This window comes from Providencia sp. PROV261 (assembly GCF_028477945.1).
In the GTDB taxonomy this organism is placed as follows: domain Bacteria; phylum Pseudomonadota; class Gammaproteobacteria; order Enterobacterales; family Enterobacteriaceae; genus Providencia; species Providencia stuartii.
Genome location: NZ_JAMPMC010000003.1, coordinates 299258 through 317519 on the forward strand (window position 1 = coordinate 299258; position 18262 = coordinate 317519).

Consider the following 18262-nt stretch of genomic DNA (forward strand, 5'->3'; position numbering starts at 1 on the left):
TTGCTCGAACGGTATGCCCGAGCAGCTCTACAACTTCTTAGTGATACCAATCCAGTTTCGCGCATAGGTAAACGAACAAGTAGAAGAGAAAAACGAATATTACAATCTGGAAAAGTGCAATTAACTTTTATTTTACTCTCATTCTAATTAGCACTTTTCTCATTTTCATGTTTTCAATAAGAGATGTGAATTATGCCGTTAAATCGGGCTTATTACGCGATTAAGATAGCAGCCATTGCAAAACAACTGCGTCATGCTGGATTAATTGACCATACACTGAATTTGCCCATTATTTACCTACCAGGTATTTTAGGAAGTCAGTTATACGATAGGCAGAAAAAAATCTTAATTTGGGGAGACTATCGTAGCTTAATTCGACAGAATCATTATCAATATACGGACTCCGCTGCTCATATTGGTGTCCAACAACTACACAGCTTCTCAGTTATTCCTGGTTTAATCGAGAATTTAATCACCGCACCGTTAAAGCAGCTCTTAGAAAAAGCATTAGGCTATCGCGATGGTATTGACCTATTTTTCCTTGCATATGATTGGCGCGCAGATCACCGCCATTTAGCCGCTCAACTTGACGCCAAAATCCATCAAGTAAAACAACGTTATGGGGAGCAACAAAAAATATTACTGATTGCTCATTCATCATCAAACTGTGCGATCCGCTACTATCTACAACAATCGGCAACACAAAAAAATCGCGACAGTATTGCTAAATGGTATGCTTTTGGTCCTCCTTGGGTTGGAACATTTCAATCTTTAGCCTTGATTCAATCAGGGTATTACCCAGCAGGGAAACTCTTTCATGGGTTTTCTGCTGATGATATTGCCAGTTGCCCTAGTGCCTACCAGCTGCTTCCTAGCTCTCCTCAAGTCATAGATAAAAAAGGTAATCTAGTCGAAGAATTTGATATTTATGATGAAGAATGCTGGAAAAGCTTCTCTCTCGGCCCTTATCGCTCGCCCACAGCCAATATCTCTGCCTCCACGGAACACCTACGTGAAGAGCTAGCAAACAACCTAATGAGTGCAAAAGCCTTTAGTCAATGTGTGTCTATACGCCATGCCGCCGAACAGTCAGTTTCTCAAACCTGGTTTTTGAGTGATAACCATCAAACAGTCAAATGCGCCGTCTATGACCAAGGGCAACTATTTTTGAACGCAAAAGCGATACAAAAGCACTACCCTAATTTAGTTGAACAGGCGCTCACCAAAGGCGATGACCACCTTCCGATCGATGGTTTACTTAAAGGATGGGAGCACCCCATTTTATGTGAAACAGAAACACCGCCATTAGGTGAAAATTATGTGTTTATTAATCAAGCTCGTACTCACCGAGGATTAGTTGGACATATTCCTAATTTACGCACGCTCGCTTTTGATATTGCGACATTAAATCAAAAAGCGTGCTGATTAAGATGGCTTTCCGTTCGGACTTATCTCAAATATGTATTAAGTGAGCTCATATATAACTTTATCCGTAGATAAACATACATAATGATAAACAGCTAAACACTTATGATGTCGCAATTTAATGTGACACTGGCAAGATTGATTATTCGAATTTTATGTGTGTTTTTCAGGTATACACAAAGGTAAAAAAGTCTCATGGGTCAAAATAAAGAAGTACCTTTAGTTCTTGCAGGGAAGCCATTGCCCCTTTATTACCGCATAGTTTCATCAACTATTCGTCGCATATACTACCCAAATTGTTCCCTTGTCGGTCATGTGCCACTACAGCAAACTAATAAACCAACTCTCTTTTTGTGTAGTCATCGCAACAGTGCCTTTGATGGCTATTTAACCTTAAAAGTCTCTCCACTGGGGCAAGCACTCGCATCCATCCAACTGCTCAATAGCTTTATCATGCGCCTTTATTTCACGGGTATTCCCGTCGTACGCAAAAAAGATAAAGAACGTTTAGGGATCAGTGCAAGCAGCTTCGAAAACCCAGTTGATGCGGGTGTTGAGCATCTCAAAGCAGGAGGCTCACTGTTTCTCTTCCCAGAGGGAAGTAGTGAATGGGGCCACCGACCATTGCCTTATCAACGTGGTGCAGCACGGATCATTCGCACTTTACTCTCTCAACAGATTGAATTTAATATCGTGCCATTAGGGCTGTTTTATGCCATGCCCGACCGCTTTGCGAGTCATGCCGAAATCTATGTTGGCAAACCAATCCAGATTACTGCCCAAGAAAATGAAGAGTCCGATCGCGAATGGGAAAAACGCATCCATACTCAAATCTCACAATCTCTGGATGATGTTTCCGTTAATTGCCCTGATGAAGAAACCTTTAAACACGCTGAACAGTATGCTAGCCACGCTTTCATGCAAGGCGATTCCTATGCAGAGGCATTTTTACGTTACCAACACAACCCAACACCCCAATTACTTCCCGACACTCGCCCCTCAACTCACAGTACAACTTGGCGTTGGCTTGGCTTCTTTTTAATGTTTATCTTTATTCCTATTTTACTGGCCTCTCGGTTTGCAGCGACTTATGCCGATGCACGTAACACCATCACTTTTTTTAAAATATTAGGAGGAGGATTAGCCAGTTTAGTTTGGTTACCCTTACTTGCTTGTTTTACCTTCATCTGGCCTACGGTACTTATTCCGAGTTTTATCAGTGCCTTTATTGGTTATAAAATTATTCAATACAAAGGCTCTGCTCCATGCTAAAAACACACTATCTACATTTATTTAATCGGCTATTTGCCATTCAATTATTTATTATCTGGCTTTTAGGGTGCATTGGGGTTTTTGGCTCAGATCTGACAGAGACTCTTTGGCCATCGGTACTCACTGGCGGCATCTTTTGGATCCTATTAGTCGCCTGTAGCAAACTTCCCAAATGGCAATCCCCGCGTTTCTATTGGGTAGGTTTATTACAACTTATCGCTTGCTGGTCCATCTTCCCACTGTTTAAAGCCATTCGAATTCATTTTTATTCATGGAGCGCGGATCATCTCTTATACACCATAGACAGTTATCTTTGGCTTAATAAAAGCCTTCCAGAGCATATGATCGCTCTTCAAGCCCCATGGTTCAGTGAGTTAATTGCTTTTTGTTATTTCAGCTTTTACTTTTTAGTTATTGGTAGTGCTCTATTTTTCTTTTTACAACGCAAAAAAAACACCTCTGAGCATTACTTTTTGGGCTTAATGTTGATGTATTTTTTTGGATTTATTGGCTATTTCATTTTGCCTGCTGTCGGGCCATACGGTGCTTTCCCAACATTATTTACTTACCCTGTCCACAATGGTGCAATGACCCTTTTTCTGACAGATATGGTGGAAAAAGGGATCACTGGAATGGATGTTTTCCCAAGCTTACACACAGGGATCACCCTGTATATCGTTGGTTTTTTATTCAAAACAGGCTACCGAAAAATCGCATGGTGCCTAACCCCTTTAGCAGCAGGTCTCATTGTTGCAACGGTTTATCTTCACTACCACTACGGTATCGACGTCATTGTTGGTGCTTTGTTGGCATTACTTGTACTGCATTTCCTATTTAAGAAAAAGAAGGTGGAAAATGGAACTCATCTATAGTCTAAATGATACTCAAGCGGCAGATATTGCTATCAGTGGTGGTAAAGGGGCTAGTTTGGCAAAAACAATCCAAGCCCTCCCTGTTCCTGACGGCTTAATCCTCTCTTGCGAAGCCTACAAGCAATTCATTTCCCCTTTATTTGGACAAATTAGTTCACTCCTTGCTCAACACCCTGACAATGAACAAAATGCCAGCGAATCTATCCGACAACTCATACTCTCGGCGCCATTGCCTGATAGCCTGACCACCCTGTTATCAACCCGCTTACATGATAGTCAATTAACTCATGTTCCTCTGGCTGTGCGCTCTTCAGGGACACTAGAGGATATGCCAGGAGCCGCATTTGCAGGCCAACACGATACTATTTTAGGCGTACGCGATCTCCCGTCGCTTCATGATGCGATCCGCCAATGCTATGCTTCCCTTTGGCATACCCATGTCATGCTTTATCGACAACATTTACAGTTACCCCATCAACATGCCGCGATGGCGGTTGTATTACAGCGTATGGTAGACGTACGTGAAAATGAAGCCGCCGGGGTTGCCTTCTCAATTGATCCTGTACGGGGTAATTTATCATCTGTACTGATTAACGCTGCCTTTGGATTAGGAGAAACCGTTGTTGGTGGTGAAGAGCCTATTGATGAATACCAAGTTGATCGCGATTCCTTGCAAATCGTTCACCAAGAAATCGCCGAGAAGCAGCGTGCAATTGTTATGACTGATAAGGGAACGGACATACTCCCTTTAGTGAGCCCTGCCAAAAATCAAACAACACTAACTTCTGAACAGTGCCAAGCAGTCGCCGAGCTCGCCATTCGTGCAGAGCAATATTTTCAGTTCCCTCAAGATATTGAGTGGGCATTTCATGACCAACAATTATGGTTATTACAATCACGTAATGTGACTCAAATTGCCCCAATTTGGACACGCGACGAGTCGGCAGAACGTTTCCCTAATCCAATCACACCTTTGACATGGGATATGTGTGAGGCGGGTTTCCATGCCTCTTTGAACTACAGTTTAAATTTAATGGGGCTACCTTCCTTTAATGGTAAATGGTTCACGATGAAAGATTATTATATTTATGGTAACCAAAACGCCGTTGCGCTTTACCATAACCGTCTTCCTACATCAATGATGAATGATTTACCCACTCTCTTATCTTCATTGCCTGAAATTGCCCGTAAATTTGCATGGGTACAAGAGCTACCTATTACTTGGATGCGAGACCTCGACCGATATTTGATTGGAATTGGCGCCCTTAACCAAGAGCCTCTCCAAGAGAAAAAATTGAGTGAACTGTGGGATTACATACAAAGGATCAATAAATTAGGCTCTGATTACTTTTTACCGAACATTGCGATTTCACTTACTCAACGCTCATTATACGCAGCCTTAATCGCCTTACTGAAAATGCTTTATCAAGGGGATGAACAGTTAGCTCATAAGACACTTGATAGTCTAATTGCAATGTCAGAGACCAAAACAGGGCAAGTGAATAACGAATTATGGAGCTTATCACGCCTTGTTCGCCATGATGCGAAATTATTTGCGCTATTAAAAGCTATCGATGCAGATTCAATTATGGGTACATTGAAGCAAGCGCATCCCGACTTTTTCACTGAATTTACCGCATTTTTAACTAACCATGGTCATCGTGAAATGGACTTTGATGCCTACCACCCTACATGGCTAGATGCCCCTCATATTGTTCTTACACAAATAAGCGCAATGGCGGATTTAGAAAATGATGGACAAACCAGCGATGCGTTAAGTAAAAAAATTGCTCAGTCAAAAACCGAATTTGAGATCATCTCGCAAACGCCAGAAGAGTTGCGTTATTTTATGCAAGAGTTAATTAGGTTGGCGCGGGTATACACTGCATTAGATGATTTAGAGCATTACCAAACCACTCGCCTGGCTTTACCTATGCGCCGGGGCTTACATGCCCTAGGTGAGCGCTTGGTGATCCGCGGTGTCATTGATCAAGCCTCGGATATCTATTTTGCGAAAGAACAGCAGTTAGCAGACGCTATTAACGCTGAAACTACTCAAGCATTTAGCGAATTACGCCAACATATAAGCAGCAACAAAGCAGGCTATGAACAGGCTAGAAGTACAACACCGCAATGGGTTTATGGCGAAATATCAGAAGAAACCGAAGACGATGGGTCATCCCTAAAAGGGTTAGCTGGCAGCGCTGGCACCGTTGAAGGTGAAGTCTTTTTAGTTCATGGGCCTGAAGATTTTGCCCAATTCCCTCAAGGCGCGATTTTGGTTGCTCGTACCACCAATCCTGCATGGACAGCACTTTTTTATCGAGCAAGTGGCGTTATCACCGAAAGTGGTGGCCCGCTTTCTCACGGCGCAGTAACCGCTCGCGAATTAGGATTACCGGCGGTTATGGGTATCCGTCGTGTGATGAATACGCTTAAAAATGGTCAGCGTGTTAAAGTCGACGGTCAAAAAGGTATTGTTGAGCTGCTATAATCACGTATTCAATTCACTGGATAAGCTATGTTTATGATGACCTTATAGACGATGGCTTTATTCAGTGAATTGAACTTTTTGTTATAACTAATAACTACAAAGAATAACGAGCCGAATGGCCTAAATGGATATCTTTTCTCTTTTCCGCTTATCAGTACAGAAAAGTATCTCAAGATTAGGCTACGCCTGCTCTGGACGCTTGCTACTCCCTGTTTGACCTCTTTGTATCATCTCATCTTACTTCTCTATTTTTGACTTTCGAATAGTTATCTACACTTATCATTTAGCTTCGAAAAGTAACACTTAGTTAATTTTATTTACCTTTAGATAACTTCATTATCGAATATGTGACTTTAATCATTTTATCGTAACTAATAATAGTGATAATCTCCGCGTGAATTTTGGTTAGACTCGGTTAATGGCGTCAGGAGCACTCTGCCTTCTGCCATGACTCAAATTTCATCCAACCTATCATTCCCAAAATAAAAACGTTCTCAAATCCTAATAATTATAATTTGCAGTGATGCAATATTTTACAGAGAAGATTTATGCAAAACATTATAAAACAACCACTCTATAAGATCCTTTATGTCCAAGTTATTGTTGCCATTTTATTTGGTATCGCACTTGGTCACTTTTTCCCTGATATTGGAGAATCCTTAAAACCACTCGGTGATGCTTTCATTAAAATTGTTAAGATGATCATCGCACCTGTTATTTTCTTAACCGTTGTTACTGGTATAGCCGGTATGAGCAATATGAAGGCGGTTGGTAGCGTTGCAGGGAAAGCGATGCTTTATTTCATCACTTTCTCGACTATCGCACTGATTATCGGCCTAATTGTCGCGAATATCATTCGTCCCGGTGCGGGGCTTAACATTGACCCAGCAACACTCGATAGCAGTAAAGTGGCAGGATATGTAGAAAAAGCCCATGAATCCTCTATTGTTGGCTTTTTAATGAATATCATTCCTGATACCGTTATTAGCCCGCTCGTTAACGGTAATATTCTGCAAGTACTGTTTATTGCCGTCATTTTTGGTTTGGCTCTTGCTGCAACGGGTAAGCATGGCGAGCCTATCGTTAAATTACTGCAAAACTTCTCAGAGCCTGTCTTTAAGATGGTTGCCATGCTGATGAAACTTGCTCCTATTGGTGCATTCGGAGCCATGGCATTTACTATAGGTAAGTACGGTATTTCTTCAATCGGCAACTTAATGATGCTGATTATGACCTTCTATATCACATCATTACTGTTCGTTTTGATAGTGCTTGGTGCTGTCGCTAAATATAATGGCTTTTCGATCATTCAACTGATCAAATACATTAAAGATGAACTATGGCTAGTATTAGGTACCTCATCGTCTGAAGCCGCATTGCCTAGCTTAATGAGAAAAATGGAACATGCTGGATGTGAAAAATCCGTAGTTGGCTTGGTTATCCCAACAGGTTACTCATTTAACCTTGATGGAACCAACATCTACATGACCATGGCCGCACTGTTTATTGCTCAAGCGACAAATATTGATCTGACTATTTGGGAACAAATCTCACTGTTACTGGTTGCAATGATCAGTTCTAAAGGCGCAGCAGGTGTGACAGGCGCTGGCTTTATTACCTTGGCAGCGACTCTAATGGTGGTGCCAAGCATTCCTGTTGCAGGCATGGCTTTGATTCTAGGTATCGACCGTTTCATGTCTGAGTGTCGTGCACTAACTAACTTAGTGGGTAATGCTTGTGCTTGTATCGTCGTTGCTCGTTGGGAAAAAGAGTTAGATACTGAAAAATTAGCCAATGCGTTTGCCGCAAAAGGCGAAAGCATTGATTCAATTATTACTGAAGAAAATTTTGATGTTGTAGCTGACCAACCAAAACCGGTGGATATTAGCAAAAAATAAACAGCGTATTTGTTAACTGCAAATAAGTTGGTTACCGCTCAAGTCATTACAGCGCATATCATCTGCGCTGTAATCATCCATACGACTTTGAGTCGGTGTGTATTTTTTCAACATTAATCATTGCCCAAGTTCTTGCGATTATTGAGGTTCTCGTCAAACTTTCTAATCGCAACTTGGGCATTAATGCAATTTCTATCCGCAACTTAGGTTATTTAGGATGAAATTTATAATCCTAATGCGTATTTTAATGCGATTTTCTTCGCTTCACCGGCACGTTGAGCAGCCATAAGACCAAGGTTTCTTAACATTTTCAAGCCGGGTAGCGTTTCACTAAATGCCATATAAAATGCATCCATCCCCGCTTGCATGACTAAGTTATCTGGCAAGCGTCGACGTTGATAGCGTTTTAATACCTCTACGGAAGACCAAGGTTCAAGGTACTCTTTTGCCTGTGTAACCACTTTCAGCAAAACATCAACATCTCGATAGCCTAGGTTAACCCCCTGTCCTGCCAGTGGGTTTATGGTATGTGCGGCGTCGCCAACCAACGCAAGCCCCTCAATCACATAACGATTCGCATGGTGGCGTGTCAACGGAAATGCGCCGGAAGCATATGCGGTGACTTTCCCTAAACGCTCAGGAAAAGCTTCCGTAATCGCCCCAGTCAGTTGCTCCATCGACATTGATTGTAATCGGCGGATTTTGGCTGGGCTGTCATACCACACCAGCGAGGCCCAATGATCATAAAGCGGTAAAAATGCCCGAGGGCCTGACGGGAAAAATTGCTGCCATGTCTTATCTTGCTGCGGCCCTGCTGTTTGGACGGTGATCAACATGCAAGACTGGCGATACTGCCAACCACGGCTGCCAATTCCTGCTAATTTACGTACTTGGGAGTTTGCGCCATCCGCACCGATGACTAATTTCGCTTGTAGCTCACGCCCATCATCCAGAGAGACTACCCACTCTTTTTGGCCTTTAGGTTGATAAAGATACAGTAATTGAGCGGGGCAAATACGTTCAAGATTGGCGTATTTTTCACACTCCTGCCACAGAGCCAGCTGCAATATTCGGTTTTCTACCATAAAACCAAGTTCAGGCAACCCTAAGTCATGGGCGTCAAAAACAACGTTGCTCCCTTCTTCTTCCCATGTTTCAAGTTGTCGATAAGGCGCACTGCGCATTGCTTCAACATGTTGCCAAGCACCTAACTGTTTAAGTAAATCGACAGAGGAACGGCTAATGGCAGAAATACGGACATCAGGAGCACTATTGGCGTCAAAAGCGGTTGGCTCTGCTTTTTCCAGTAATGCAACACGCATCCCTTCTTGAGCAAACCCAAGAGCCGCGGCGGCACCAGTCATACCCGCACCAACGACGACAACATCATAATATTCTGTTAATTTATTCATTACATTAGCTACTATTAACTATTTGATTTACGTAGTGTACCGAAAAATTGTTACGCTGACAGGGAATATCTCTTTCAGAGACTCTGGTCACTGATGCTGCAAATGAATACAATACAGGTTAATCTTGAAAAAAATAGGCGATAACCTGTCTTTGAGACCGCGTATTACATAGCCTTTGGGTACTAACTCAGGCTATTTTGGCATTTTTCATATCATAGAGTGATGTTTATGATCAAAAATGCGTGCGCCTTCCCAAAACGGGACAGGACTTTGGATTTATATCCATTATATTTCGAGCAACTACGCATAAAGGCTCTATGCTCAAAGTATAACGGGTATACAACGCGTTTCGGAGTCCATTATACTAAGCCACTTCGAAAACACCGGATATAGACATGTCGACGAATAAAAAGTTATATATTAAAACATGGGGCTGCCAAATGAATGAGTATGACTCATCAAAAATGGCTTCATTATTAGAAAGCACCCATGGTTATCAGATCACTGAGATTCCAGAAGAAGCAGATTTACTGCTGCTGAACACGTGTTCAATCCGTGAAAAAGCACAGGAAAAAGTTTTCCATCAGCTTGGTCGCTGGAAATCGTTCAAAGATAGCAACCCTGATATCATTATTGGTGTCGGCGGCTGTGTTGCGTCTCAAGAAGGTGATTTTATCCGCCAGCGCGCACCAAGCGTCGATATTGTTTTCGGTCCACAAACGCTACACCGTCTCCCTGAAATGATTAATCAGGTTAAAGGAAGCCGTAGCCCTGTTATCGATATCAGTTTCCCTGAAATTGAGAAATTTGACCGTCTGCCAGAACCACGCGCGGAAGGCCCTACCGCTTTTGTCTCCATCATGGAAGGCTGCAATAAATATTGCACATTCTGCGTTGTTCCTTATACACGCGGTGAAGAAGTTAGCCGTCCTTGTGATGATATCCTGTTTGAAATTGCTCAATTAGCGGCGCAGGGTGTACGTGAAGTAAACCTATTGGGTCAAAACGTTAACGCTTATCGTGGCGCAACATTTGATGGTGAAATCTGTACTTTTGCTGAATTAATTCGTTTGGTTGCCGCGATTGATGGTATCGACAGAATTCGTTTCACGACTAGCCATCCAATTGAATTTACTGATGACATCATTGAAGTCTATGAAGATACGCCTGAGCTAGTTAGCTTCCTACATTTGCCAGTGCAAAGCGGTTCAGATCGTATTTTGACATTAATGAAACGCGCACACACCGCACTTGAATACAAGGCTATCATCCGTAAATTACGTAAAGCACGTCCGGATATTCTCATTAGCTCTGACTTTATTGTTGGCTTCCCTGGTGAAACCAATGATGATTTTGAAAAAACCATGAAACTGATCGCTGATGTGAACTTCGATATGAGCTTTAGCTTTATCTACTCACCACGCCCAGGTACACCAGCCGCTGATCTACCCGATGACGTGAGCGAAGATGAGAAGAAACAGCGTCTCTATCTCCTTCAACAGCGCATAAACCAACAAGCAATGAGCTACAGCCGTGCTATGTTAGGTACGGTACAACGTATTTTAGTCGAAGGCCCTTCACGTAAAAACGTTATGGAGCTTTCAGGTCGTACAGAGAGCAACCGTGTTGTGAACTTTGAAGGTTCACCTGATATGATTGGCAAGTTTGTTGATGTAGAGATCGTTGACGTTTATGCCAATTCACTACGCGGTAAAGTGATCCGCACAGAAGACCAAATGGGCTTGCGCGTTCACGAATCACCCGCTTCTGTCATCGCACGTACTCGTAAAGAAGATGAGCTTGGTGTTGGTAGTTACCAACCCTAACGATAGGATACTCAGTGACCGATAAAAAACCGTTGCAAATCGCAACACAAGAAATCTTTCTAGAGCCCGCAGATAACCAACGCTTAATGAGCCTTTGCGGGCCATTTGATGATAATATCAAGCAACTTGAGCGTAGACTTGCGATTGAAATTAATCGTCGTGATAACCGTTTCAAGCTATCAGGCAAACCACTCAATATCCAAGCGGCCAGTAAAATCTTACGCCAATTGTATGTTGATACCGCTCCAATACGCGGTGTGATCCCCGATATTGACCCTGAGCAAATCCACCTTGCTATCTCTGAAAGCCGCGTATTAGAGCAGGCTGCCGATAGTATTCCAGATTATGGTAAAGCCGTTAATATCAAGACCAAACGTGGTGTTATCAAGCCTCGTACACCAAACCAAGCGCAATATATAGCGAATATTTTAGATCACGATATTACGTTTGGCATTGGCCCTGCGGGTACAGGTAAAACATACCTTGCCGTTGCAGCCGCCGTAGATGCTTTAGAGCGCCAAGAAGTACGGCGTATTTTGCTGACTCGCCCTGCTGTTGAAGCGGGGGAAAAACTTGGCTTTTTACCCGGTGACCTCAGTCAAAAAGTAGATCCTTATTTGCGCCCACTGTATGACGCATTATTTGAAATGCTAGGGTTCGAAAAAGTTGAAAAACTGATTGAACGTAATGTTATTGAGGTAGCACCACTGGCTTATATGCGCGGTCGCACCCTCAATGATGCTTTCATTATTTTAGATGAAAGCCAGAACACCACCATTGAGCAGATGAAAATGTTCCTGACCCGTATCGGTTTTAATTCAAAAGCCGTCATCACGGGGGATATTACTCAGGTCGACTTGCCTCGCGGTAATAAATCAGGCTTACGTCATGCCATTGAAGTGCTTTCTGATGTTGATGAACTTAGCTTTAATTTCTTCCACAGCGAAGACGTTGTTCGTCACCCTGTTGTCGCAAAAGTTGTTATTGCCTATGAAAAATGGGAAGAACAAGACAACAAACGCCGTCAACAAATTAGAGAAGAAAAAGAACAGCAAAAAGCGTTAGAAAAGCAGGAAATAATTAAATGAGTGAAGTCATTCTTGATTTACAGCTCGCTTGCGAAGAAACAACAGGGCTACCTGATGAAGCACTGTTTCAACGTTGGTTAGAAGCCGTACTCCCTAAGTTTCAACCACAAAGTGAAGTGACTATCCGCATCGTTGATGAAGAAGAAAGTCACCATTTAAACCTGACTTATCGGGGGAAAGATAAACCAACAAATGTGTTATCTTTTCCTTTTGAAGCGCCACCAGAGGTAGAATTACCTCTACTTGGCGATCTGATTATTTGTCGTCAAGTGGTTGAACAGGAAGCCATCGAACAGCAAAAAAGTGCTGAGGAGCATTGGGCGCACATGGTTGTACATGGCTGTCTGCATCTGCTTGGTTATGATCATATCGAAGACGATGAAGCAGAAGAAATGGAGAGCCTAGAAACGGAAATTTTAGCTGAATTGGGCTATGCTGATCCTTATCTTGCAGAAAAAGAATGACCCACGGTCTATTTTTATGTTAAATATTAGCTGAATAAGTCTAATCGCGTTTTTTGGGAGTAAATACCATAGTTATCTCACGCCGTTGAATGTATATTTGGCAGAGTTAAAAACCTAAGCAATTGACTTATTTAGCTAAATTAACCATTATCATCAATTGAGGAATAATTAATAAAACGCCATGAGCGACGATAACTCTTCGAGTAGTGACAACCCTGGTCCTAAGAAAGGGTTCTTTGCACTATTAAACCAACTCTTCCACGCTGAACCTAAAAACCGTGGTGACTTGGTCGAGCTGATCCGTGATTCCGAGCAGAACGACCTTATCGATCCTGATACCCGTGACATGTTAGAAGGCGTCATGGATATTGCCGATCAGCGGGTACGTGACATTATGATCCCGCGCTCCCAGATTGTAACCTTAAAACGTAATCAAACTCTGGATGAGTGCCTTGATGTTATTATCGAATCCGCACACTCACGTTTCCCTGTCATCAGCGAAGATAAAGATCATATTGAAGGGCTACTAATGGCAAAAGATTTGCTGCCATTTATGCGTACAGACGCTGAGCCATTCAGTATTGATAAAGTGTTGCGCCAAGCGGTTGTTGTACCTGAAAGCAAACGGGTCGACCGGTTGTTAAAAGAGTTCCGTTCACTACGCTATCATATGGCTATTGTCATTGATGAGTTTGGCGGTGTCTCTGGTCTTGTTACCATTGAAGATATTTTAGAGCTTATTGTTGGCGAAATTGAAGATGAGTACGATGATGAAGATGATGTCGATATTCGTCAGCTAAGTCAGCACTCCTACTCAGTTAGAGCCTTAACCCAAATTGAAGACTTCAATGATGCGTTTGAGACTCACTTTAGCGACGAAGAAGTGGATACTGTCGGTGGCCTTGTTATGCAAGCCTTTGGTCATCTACCCTCTCGAGGTGAATCCATCACTATAGATGGCTATCAATTTAAAGTTGCCATGTCGGATAGCCGCCGAATTATTTTACTTCACGTAAAAATTCCAGATGGCGCGCCTGCACCAAACTTAGATGAAGAAAAGAGTTAATGAACTTAACGTCATACTATCAAAGTCAGTGGTTAAGACTACTACTGGCTTTCATTTTCGGAGCCAGTGGTACACTGGCTTTTTCGCCATTTGACCTCTGGCCTGCAGCTCTCCTTTCCATCCTATTTCTCCAACTACTGACCCTACAACGCTCCCCTAAACAAGCTTTTTCGATTGCTTTTGCATGGGGCTTTGGGCTATTTGGCTCGGGCGTTAATTGGGTGTATGTCAGCATTGCTGACTTTGGTGGAATGCCAGAGGTTGTTAATGTCCTATTGGTGATCCTGCTTGCAGCTTACCTTTCCCTCTACACTGGGTTATTTGGTTATCTACTCAGCAAATTCTTTCCCCAATCAACAATATGGCGATTAGTCTTTGCCGCTCCAGCCATTTGGCAGCTCACCGAGTTTTTACGAGGTTGGGTTCTTACAGGCTTCCCATGGCTTCAATTCGGTTACAGCCAAATTGATGGCCCAATGAAAGGCCTTGCCCCCATCTTTGGTGTAGAACTGATAACTCTAATATTATTTAGTATTAGTGGGTTACTCGTGCTTGCGTTGGTACGTCGCCGTATTACGCCGTTAGTCGCCGCTGCCGTACTACTTTTCGCCCCTTTAATCATCAAGAGCTATCAGTGGTATACCCCTCTGGAGTCAAAAACTACGGAAGTGGCGCTTGTACAAGGCAATATTCCCCAATCCATGAAGTGGGAAACAAGCTACTTACAAAAAATCAAAGATACTTATATCAAGCTTTCTAGCCCTTATATTGGCAAAGCTTCCTTAATTGTTTGGCCTGAATCCGCAGTGCCGTCAGTCGAATTAGATAACCAAGCATGGCTAAAATCACTGGACAAAATATTAGCTGAATCCCAGACCAAACTGATCACGGGTATTGTTGATGCCCGTCCTATTGACGGTGACTATCAGTTTTATAACACCATCATTGTATTAGGGGATACAACTCCCTATCTGTACCCATCAAAAAATCGCTATAACAAGCACCATTTAGTGCCTTTTGGTGAGTTTGTACCGCTAGAGGATATTTTACGCCCTATCGCACCATTATTTAATTTACCAATGTCAGGATTTAGCCGGGGCGATTATCAACAAGCTCAGCTTGCTGTAGGCAATATGCATCTAACAGCCGCCATCTGCTATGAAATTATCCTTGGAACACAGGTTCGCGATAATTTCCAACCTAATAGCGATTACCTCTTAACCATTTCTAACGATGCGTGGTTTGGTAAGTCGATTGGGCCATGGCAACATTTCCAAATGGCGCGCATGAGAGCGCTGGAGCTTGGTCGCCCACTACTTAGAGCTACCAATAATGGCGTCACCGCAATTATTCGAGCAGATGGTACCGTCCAAGCTAAGTTGCCTCAATTTACCGCTGCTACACTATCTGCATCTATTACCCCAACAACGGGGTTAACACCTTATGCACGCTGGAGTAATTGGCCAATGTGGGGCGTTGTTATCATATTTATGCTGATAGCCATATCACGAGGCCGCAGGTCAAAAACAAGTTCAGATAAATAACAAAAATCCCAGTCTTTGCATTAATTGCACACGACTGGGATTTTATTTTACATCGCCTAAATTTTATCATTTAACCAATCAATTGCCCTTGTACATCCGCAACGCTAATAGAAGCGATGCAACCTGCATTAAAATTTAAATAATCATCTTCAATGCCATCGGAAAAAATCACGCCATTTTCCGGCATCAATGATTCAAGTTGCAGCGGTGAATTCTCCTCAATCGCACCGAAAACAAATGAAGTTCCTGTTGTCTTACTAGGAAAAGGCTCCCTAACACTAAATTGAAGTCGCCTTTCTTGCCAAGAAAATCCTTGTGACAACGGGTGATGAGCTACCCCCATAACGGCTTGAGCACCCGCTAAAATCGATTGAAACCACCCTGTCGACCCTAAGCCTGTTGAAATAATGATCCCCGAGGAGGATTGAAATTCTTGTTCCCCATTCCATCTCATAATATAGCGTGCCGATGTGTGGGTTTTAGGGCCAATAAATAGATCATTAACCGCAAGTAATGTTTGCCCATCATTAGTTGTCGCCTGAGCAAAAGTCACCGTTTTACTTGGCATCTTTTCCTTTAACGTATTCAAAACGACTTCACGCAGTTGGCCTATTTCAAAAGGTAATAATTTGCCATCCCATCTTGCAGGATCAGGATTAATTGCGATAACAGGCTGACCATTTAAATATTTCAATGTATTTGCCACTAAGCCGTCTTGTCCTATCACAATCACAATATCACGAGCCGTAAATTGGTAGCTAGGCAGTAAAGAACGTTCTAACAATTGAAATCGCCCCATTGATTTCAGAACCGCCTCTGCTTGTACTAATTGTTTTTGATAGTGATCGTGCTCTTCAAGATAATCGTTTACCTCAACATGATTATGCTCTAAATAAAATTTGGCTTGTGGCCAAGTATTAAAACGTTCAATCAGTGCCTGTAACCGCGTTTTACGCATAATTAAAACAAAACGGACATCCTCTCCTCTTTTCATGCTTTAGCTCCTTTTTTAAATATTTGGCTAAAGAGATCGGGGGATATATTCAACTCACCAATTTTCCCTGCATTTAGCGCTAATGATTCAAACGCCATAGCCATTAACTGCTCCGGTGCCATTTTTGCCAATGCCATCGCTTTTAAATTCTCGACAGGCAGTTCTCGATAAGCACGCATTTTCACCTCAATAGCGTAAGCATCCGCATCCGATTGAATTCGTTGGTTTTCAACGCTTAATGCCACAAGCTCATTACGTTTAGCTTCGGCATTGACTTGAGCGGCTAACTTTTCCTGCTCAATTTCAGCCTGTTCACGCAATAAATGACGTTCATTTTCTAAACGTGCTTCTTCAATTTGTTGCTGCTTATTTTGAACGGATAAATCGGTTTCCAGCTCGGCTTCCTTAAGCATACGCTCTTGTTCGACAGAAAACTTACGTCTCGCATAAATCGCATCATCGGCCTCTTTTAGAATCGATTCTCTCGCCTCTGCTTCAAGAGCTTTCAATGTTTCAGGTGATGGTGTAATGGCTGCAATCGAAACATCAAGAATATCGATGCCTAATGCTTGTAGCGCCGAATGTATCGATAACTGATTGGCGACCTCTGTGATCAATGTTTGACTTATCAACAATGCATCACGCATCGCAGTACGTTGGATTTTTGCCTGAATTAAAGTCTGTGCACTACGCACAACCCTATCGCTTAATTTTAATGGGTCCTCAGACGCATACGAGCTGCCATCTTGAGTCAGGTTATAATTCAATACCTCTGCTGTTTTTTCCGGTTGGCTAATTCGAAATGAGATTTGCCCTTGAATACGCAAGCTTTGAAAGTCCGCCGTTTGTAAATTAAAAATAAACGGCGCTTCAAGCGCATTTAATGGTAGTGCTGCAATAGATGTTGTTGCTGAGTTATACCAAAAACTTAATCCCTTCCCTTGCTTAATCACTTTTCCGTTGACGGATTTAATAATGAAAGTCGAAGAGTCTGCTTTGAAATAATTAATATTAAACATAGTTAACCCCATTAGTGTCCTTGTGACAATAATTAATTATTGTCTTATAGACACCAAGGTGTCAAGCATTAAGTGTCTTAATGACACAAATATTTTTTTAACGTATCATCGCCCTATTAACCATAAAATAGCTTAGTGGGTTGTCATCTCATGAATGAACAAGAATATTTATCTAAATACGATAGGAATGCATATCTTTCGCCACTAGTGACGGTAGATGCGGTGCTATTTACTTACCATGAAGAGACGTTAAAGGTTCTCCTTGTTGAGCGTGCAAATCATCCAGATAAAGGGATGTGGGGGCTACCTGGCGGGTTTATCGATGAAGAGCAAGATAGCACTCTTGAGCAAGCTATCTTGAGAAAGCTAAAAGAAAAAACGGGCGTCATTCCCCCCTACATTGAACAGCTTTGTACTGTCGGTAACCATTTTCGTGATAAACGAGGTTGGTCTGTCACCGTTTGTTATACAGCCCTTATCGCCTATCAGGCATGTCAGCACTACATTGATAGTGTCGGATCAGCAAAATGGGTCGCTATCAGCGACATTGAAAACATGTCATTAGCCTTTGACCACTCGATGCTTTATCAGCAAGCACGAAAGCGATTAAAACAAAAATCACTCTATTCTATTGTTCCCGGCTTTGCCTTACCTGAAGTCTTTACTTTGACAGAGCTGCAACATGTGCATGAAGTATTAATCGGCAAAACATTGCAAAAAAAATCTTTTCGCCGTCGCTTAGAGCAGGCTGATTTACTGATTGATACAGGAGAAAAACGGCAAGAAACAGGCCGACCAGCTAATTTATATCGTCTGAAACCTGAGTCAGCTGATTACCGTTTTATTCGTAATTTAGAATTTTAACCCTGATAGGTAAAACAAAGGCCC

The 18262-nt window shown here is 42.4% G+C and carries 15 protein-coding genes; 11 read left to right on the forward strand and 4 right to left on the reverse strand.

Translation table 11 applies throughout. From position 1 onward, the window contains the following. Positions 1-192: 192 nt before the first annotated feature. The 5 genes from PR675_RS01875 (at position 193) to PR675_RS01895 (ending at position 7961) form a co-directional block, all read left to right on the forward strand. The gene (locus PR675_RS01875; protein WP_060560657.1) at positions 193-1425 is read left to right on the forward strand and encodes a lipase/acyltransferase domain-containing protein; all 1233 of its coding nucleotides are present in this window, start codon (positions 193-195) and stop codon (positions 1423-1425) included. A gap of 195 nt (positions 1426-1620) precedes the next feature. Then, positions 1621-2697, forward strand: coding sequence for a lysophospholipid acyltransferase family protein (locus tag PR675_RS01880; protein ID WP_060560656.1), 1077 nt, complete (start codon positions 1621-1623; stop codon positions 2695-2697). After that, positions 2691-3569, forward strand: coding sequence for a phosphatase PAP2 family protein (locus tag PR675_RS01885; RefSeq protein WP_060560655.1), 879 nt, complete (start codon positions 2691-2693; stop codon positions 3567-3569). Before PR675_RS01880 ends, PR675_RS01885 begins: the two co-directional genes overlap by 7 nt. Beyond that, a complete protein-coding gene (locus PR675_RS01890; RefSeq protein ID WP_272582656.1) occupies positions 3553-6063 on the forward strand; it encodes a PEP/pyruvate-binding domain-containing protein in 2511 nt (836 codons plus the stop codon). The genes PR675_RS01885 and PR675_RS01890 overlap by 17 nt, the downstream gene beginning before the upstream one ends. A gap of 548 nt (positions 6064-6611) precedes the next feature. Next, positions 6612-7961: a dicarboxylate/amino acid:cation symporter gene (locus PR675_RS01895; RefSeq protein WP_004917663.1), complete on the forward strand. Its 1350-nt coding sequence runs from the start codon at positions 6612-6614 to the stop codon at positions 7959-7961. A gap of 12 nt (positions 7962-7973) precedes the next feature. Here the strand turns inward: PR675_RS01895 and PR675_RS20960 are convergent, their stop codons facing one another. Both PR675_RS20960 and ubiF read right to left on the reverse strand, forming a co-directional pair. Then, positions 7974-8075: a DUF3289 family protein gene (locus tag PR675_RS20960; protein ID WP_219725107.1), complete on the reverse strand. Its 102-nt coding sequence runs from the start codon at positions 8073-8075 to the stop codon at positions 7974-7976. A 110-nt stretch (positions 8076-8185) separates the two neighbouring features. Continuing rightward, entirely contained in the window at positions 8186-9373 is a 1188-nt protein-coding gene (gene ubiF / locus PR675_RS01900) for a 3-demethoxyubiquinol 3-hydroxylase (RefSeq protein WP_053110333.1), read from the reverse strand. A gap of 395 nt (positions 9374-9768) precedes the next feature. Between ubiF and miaB the strand changes: the two genes are divergently transcribed. From miaB to lnt, 5 genes are all read left to right on the forward strand, one after another. Next, the gene (miaB, locus tag PR675_RS01905) at positions 9769-11199 is read left to right on the forward strand and encodes a tRNA (N6-isopentenyl adenosine(37)-C2)-methylthiotransferase MiaB (protein ID WP_004917657.1); all 1431 of its coding nucleotides are present in this window, start codon (positions 9769-9771) and stop codon (positions 11197-11199) included. A gap of 86 nt (positions 11200-11285) precedes the next feature. Next, the gene (locus PR675_RS01910; protein WP_223854883.1) at positions 11286-12287 is read left to right on the forward strand and encodes a PhoH family protein; all 1002 of its coding nucleotides are present in this window, start codon (positions 11286-11288) and stop codon (positions 12285-12287) included. Next, complete coding sequence (ybeY, locus tag PR675_RS01915) at positions 12284-12751, forward strand: rRNA maturation RNase YbeY (protein ID WP_004917654.1); 468 nt, start codon at positions 12284-12286, stop codon at positions 12749-12751. The genes PR675_RS01910 and ybeY overlap by 4 nt, the downstream gene beginning before the upstream one ends. Positions 12752-12932: 181 nt before the next feature. Next, complete coding sequence (corC, locus tag PR675_RS01920) at positions 12933-13817, forward strand: CNNM family magnesium/cobalt transport protein CorC (protein ID WP_014657724.1); 885 nt, start codon at positions 12933-12935, stop codon at positions 13815-13817. Further along, on the forward strand, positions 13817-15361 hold the full coding sequence (gene lnt, locus PR675_RS01925) for an apolipoprotein N-acyltransferase (RefSeq protein ID WP_060560654.1): 1545 nt from the start codon (positions 13817-13819) through the stop codon (positions 15359-15361). The genes corC and lnt overlap by 1 nt, the downstream gene beginning before the upstream one ends. Before the next feature lie 70 nt (positions 15362-15431). Here lnt and PR675_RS01930 read toward each other — a convergent pair whose 3' ends face one another. Continuing rightward, complete coding sequence (locus PR675_RS01930) at positions 15432-16355, reverse strand: sugar kinase (protein WP_036943472.1); 924 nt, start codon at positions 16353-16355, stop codon at positions 15432-15434. Beyond that, a complete protein-coding gene (locus tag PR675_RS01935; RefSeq protein ID WP_004917647.1) occupies positions 16352-17374 on the reverse strand; it encodes an SPFH domain-containing protein in 1023 nt (340 codons plus the stop codon). The genes PR675_RS01930 and PR675_RS01935 overlap by 4 nt, the downstream gene beginning before the upstream one ends. A gap of 150 nt (positions 17375-17524) precedes the next feature. Between PR675_RS01935 and PR675_RS01940 the strand changes: the two genes are divergently transcribed. Then, positions 17525-18238, forward strand: coding sequence for an NUDIX hydrolase (locus tag PR675_RS01940; protein ID WP_060560653.1), 714 nt, complete (start codon positions 17525-17527; stop codon positions 18236-18238). The last annotated feature ends 24 nt before the right edge of the window (positions 18239-18262 follow it).

What these genes read in the sequence shown, in the direction of transcription:
- miaB (WP_004917657.1), top strand. Translation starts at nt 9,769, where the DNA reads ATGTCGACGAATAAAAAGTTATATATTAAAACATGGGGCTGCCAAATG.
- PR675_RS01935 (WP_004917647.1), bottom strand. Translation starts at nt 17,374, where the DNA reads ATGTTTAATATTAATTATTTCAAAGCAGACTCTTCGACTTTCATTATT.
- PR675_RS20960 (WP_219725107.1), bottom strand. Translation starts at nt 8,075, where the DNA reads ATGTTGAAAAAATACACACCGACTCAAAGTCGTATGGATGATTACAGC.
- ubiF (WP_053110333.1), bottom strand. Translation starts at nt 9,373, where the DNA reads ATGAATAAATTAACAGAATATTATGATGTTGTCGTCGTTGGTGCGGGT.
- PR675_RS01885 (WP_060560655.1), top strand. Translation starts at nt 2,691, where the DNA reads ATGCTAAAAACACACTATCTACATTTATTTAATCGGCTATTTGCCATT.
- PR675_RS01890 (WP_272582656.1), top strand. Translation starts at nt 3,553, where the DNA reads ATGGAACTCATCTATAGTCTAAATGATACTCAAGCGGCAGATATTGCT.
- PR675_RS01895 (WP_004917663.1), top strand. Translation starts at nt 6,612, where the DNA reads ATGCAAAACATTATAAAACAACCACTCTATAAGATCCTTTATGTCCAA.
- corC (WP_014657724.1), top strand. Translation starts at nt 12,933, where the DNA reads ATGAGCGACGATAACTCTTCGAGTAGTGACAACCCTGGTCCTAAGAAA.
- PR675_RS01930 (WP_036943472.1), bottom strand. Translation starts at nt 16,355, where the DNA reads ATGAAAAGAGGAGAGGATGTCCGTTTTGTTTTAATTATGCGTAAAACG.
- lnt (WP_060560654.1), top strand. Translation starts at nt 13,817, where the DNA reads ATGAACTTAACGTCATACTATCAAAGTCAGTGGTTAAGACTACTACTG.
- PR675_RS01880 (WP_060560656.1), top strand. Translation starts at nt 1,621, where the DNA reads ATGGGTCAAAATAAAGAAGTACCTTTAGTTCTTGCAGGGAAGCCATTG.
- ybeY (WP_004917654.1), top strand. Translation starts at nt 12,284, where the DNA reads ATGAGTGAAGTCATTCTTGATTTACAGCTCGCTTGCGAAGAAACAACA.
- PR675_RS01940 (WP_060560653.1), top strand. Translation starts at nt 17,525, where the DNA reads ATGAATGAACAAGAATATTTATCTAAATACGATAGGAATGCATATCTT.
- PR675_RS01875 (WP_060560657.1), top strand. Translation starts at nt 193, where the DNA reads ATGCCGTTAAATCGGGCTTATTACGCGATTAAGATAGCAGCCATTGCA.
- PR675_RS01910 (WP_223854883.1), top strand. Translation starts at nt 11,286, where the DNA reads ATGAGCCTTTGCGGGCCATTTGATGATAATATCAAGCAACTTGAGCGT.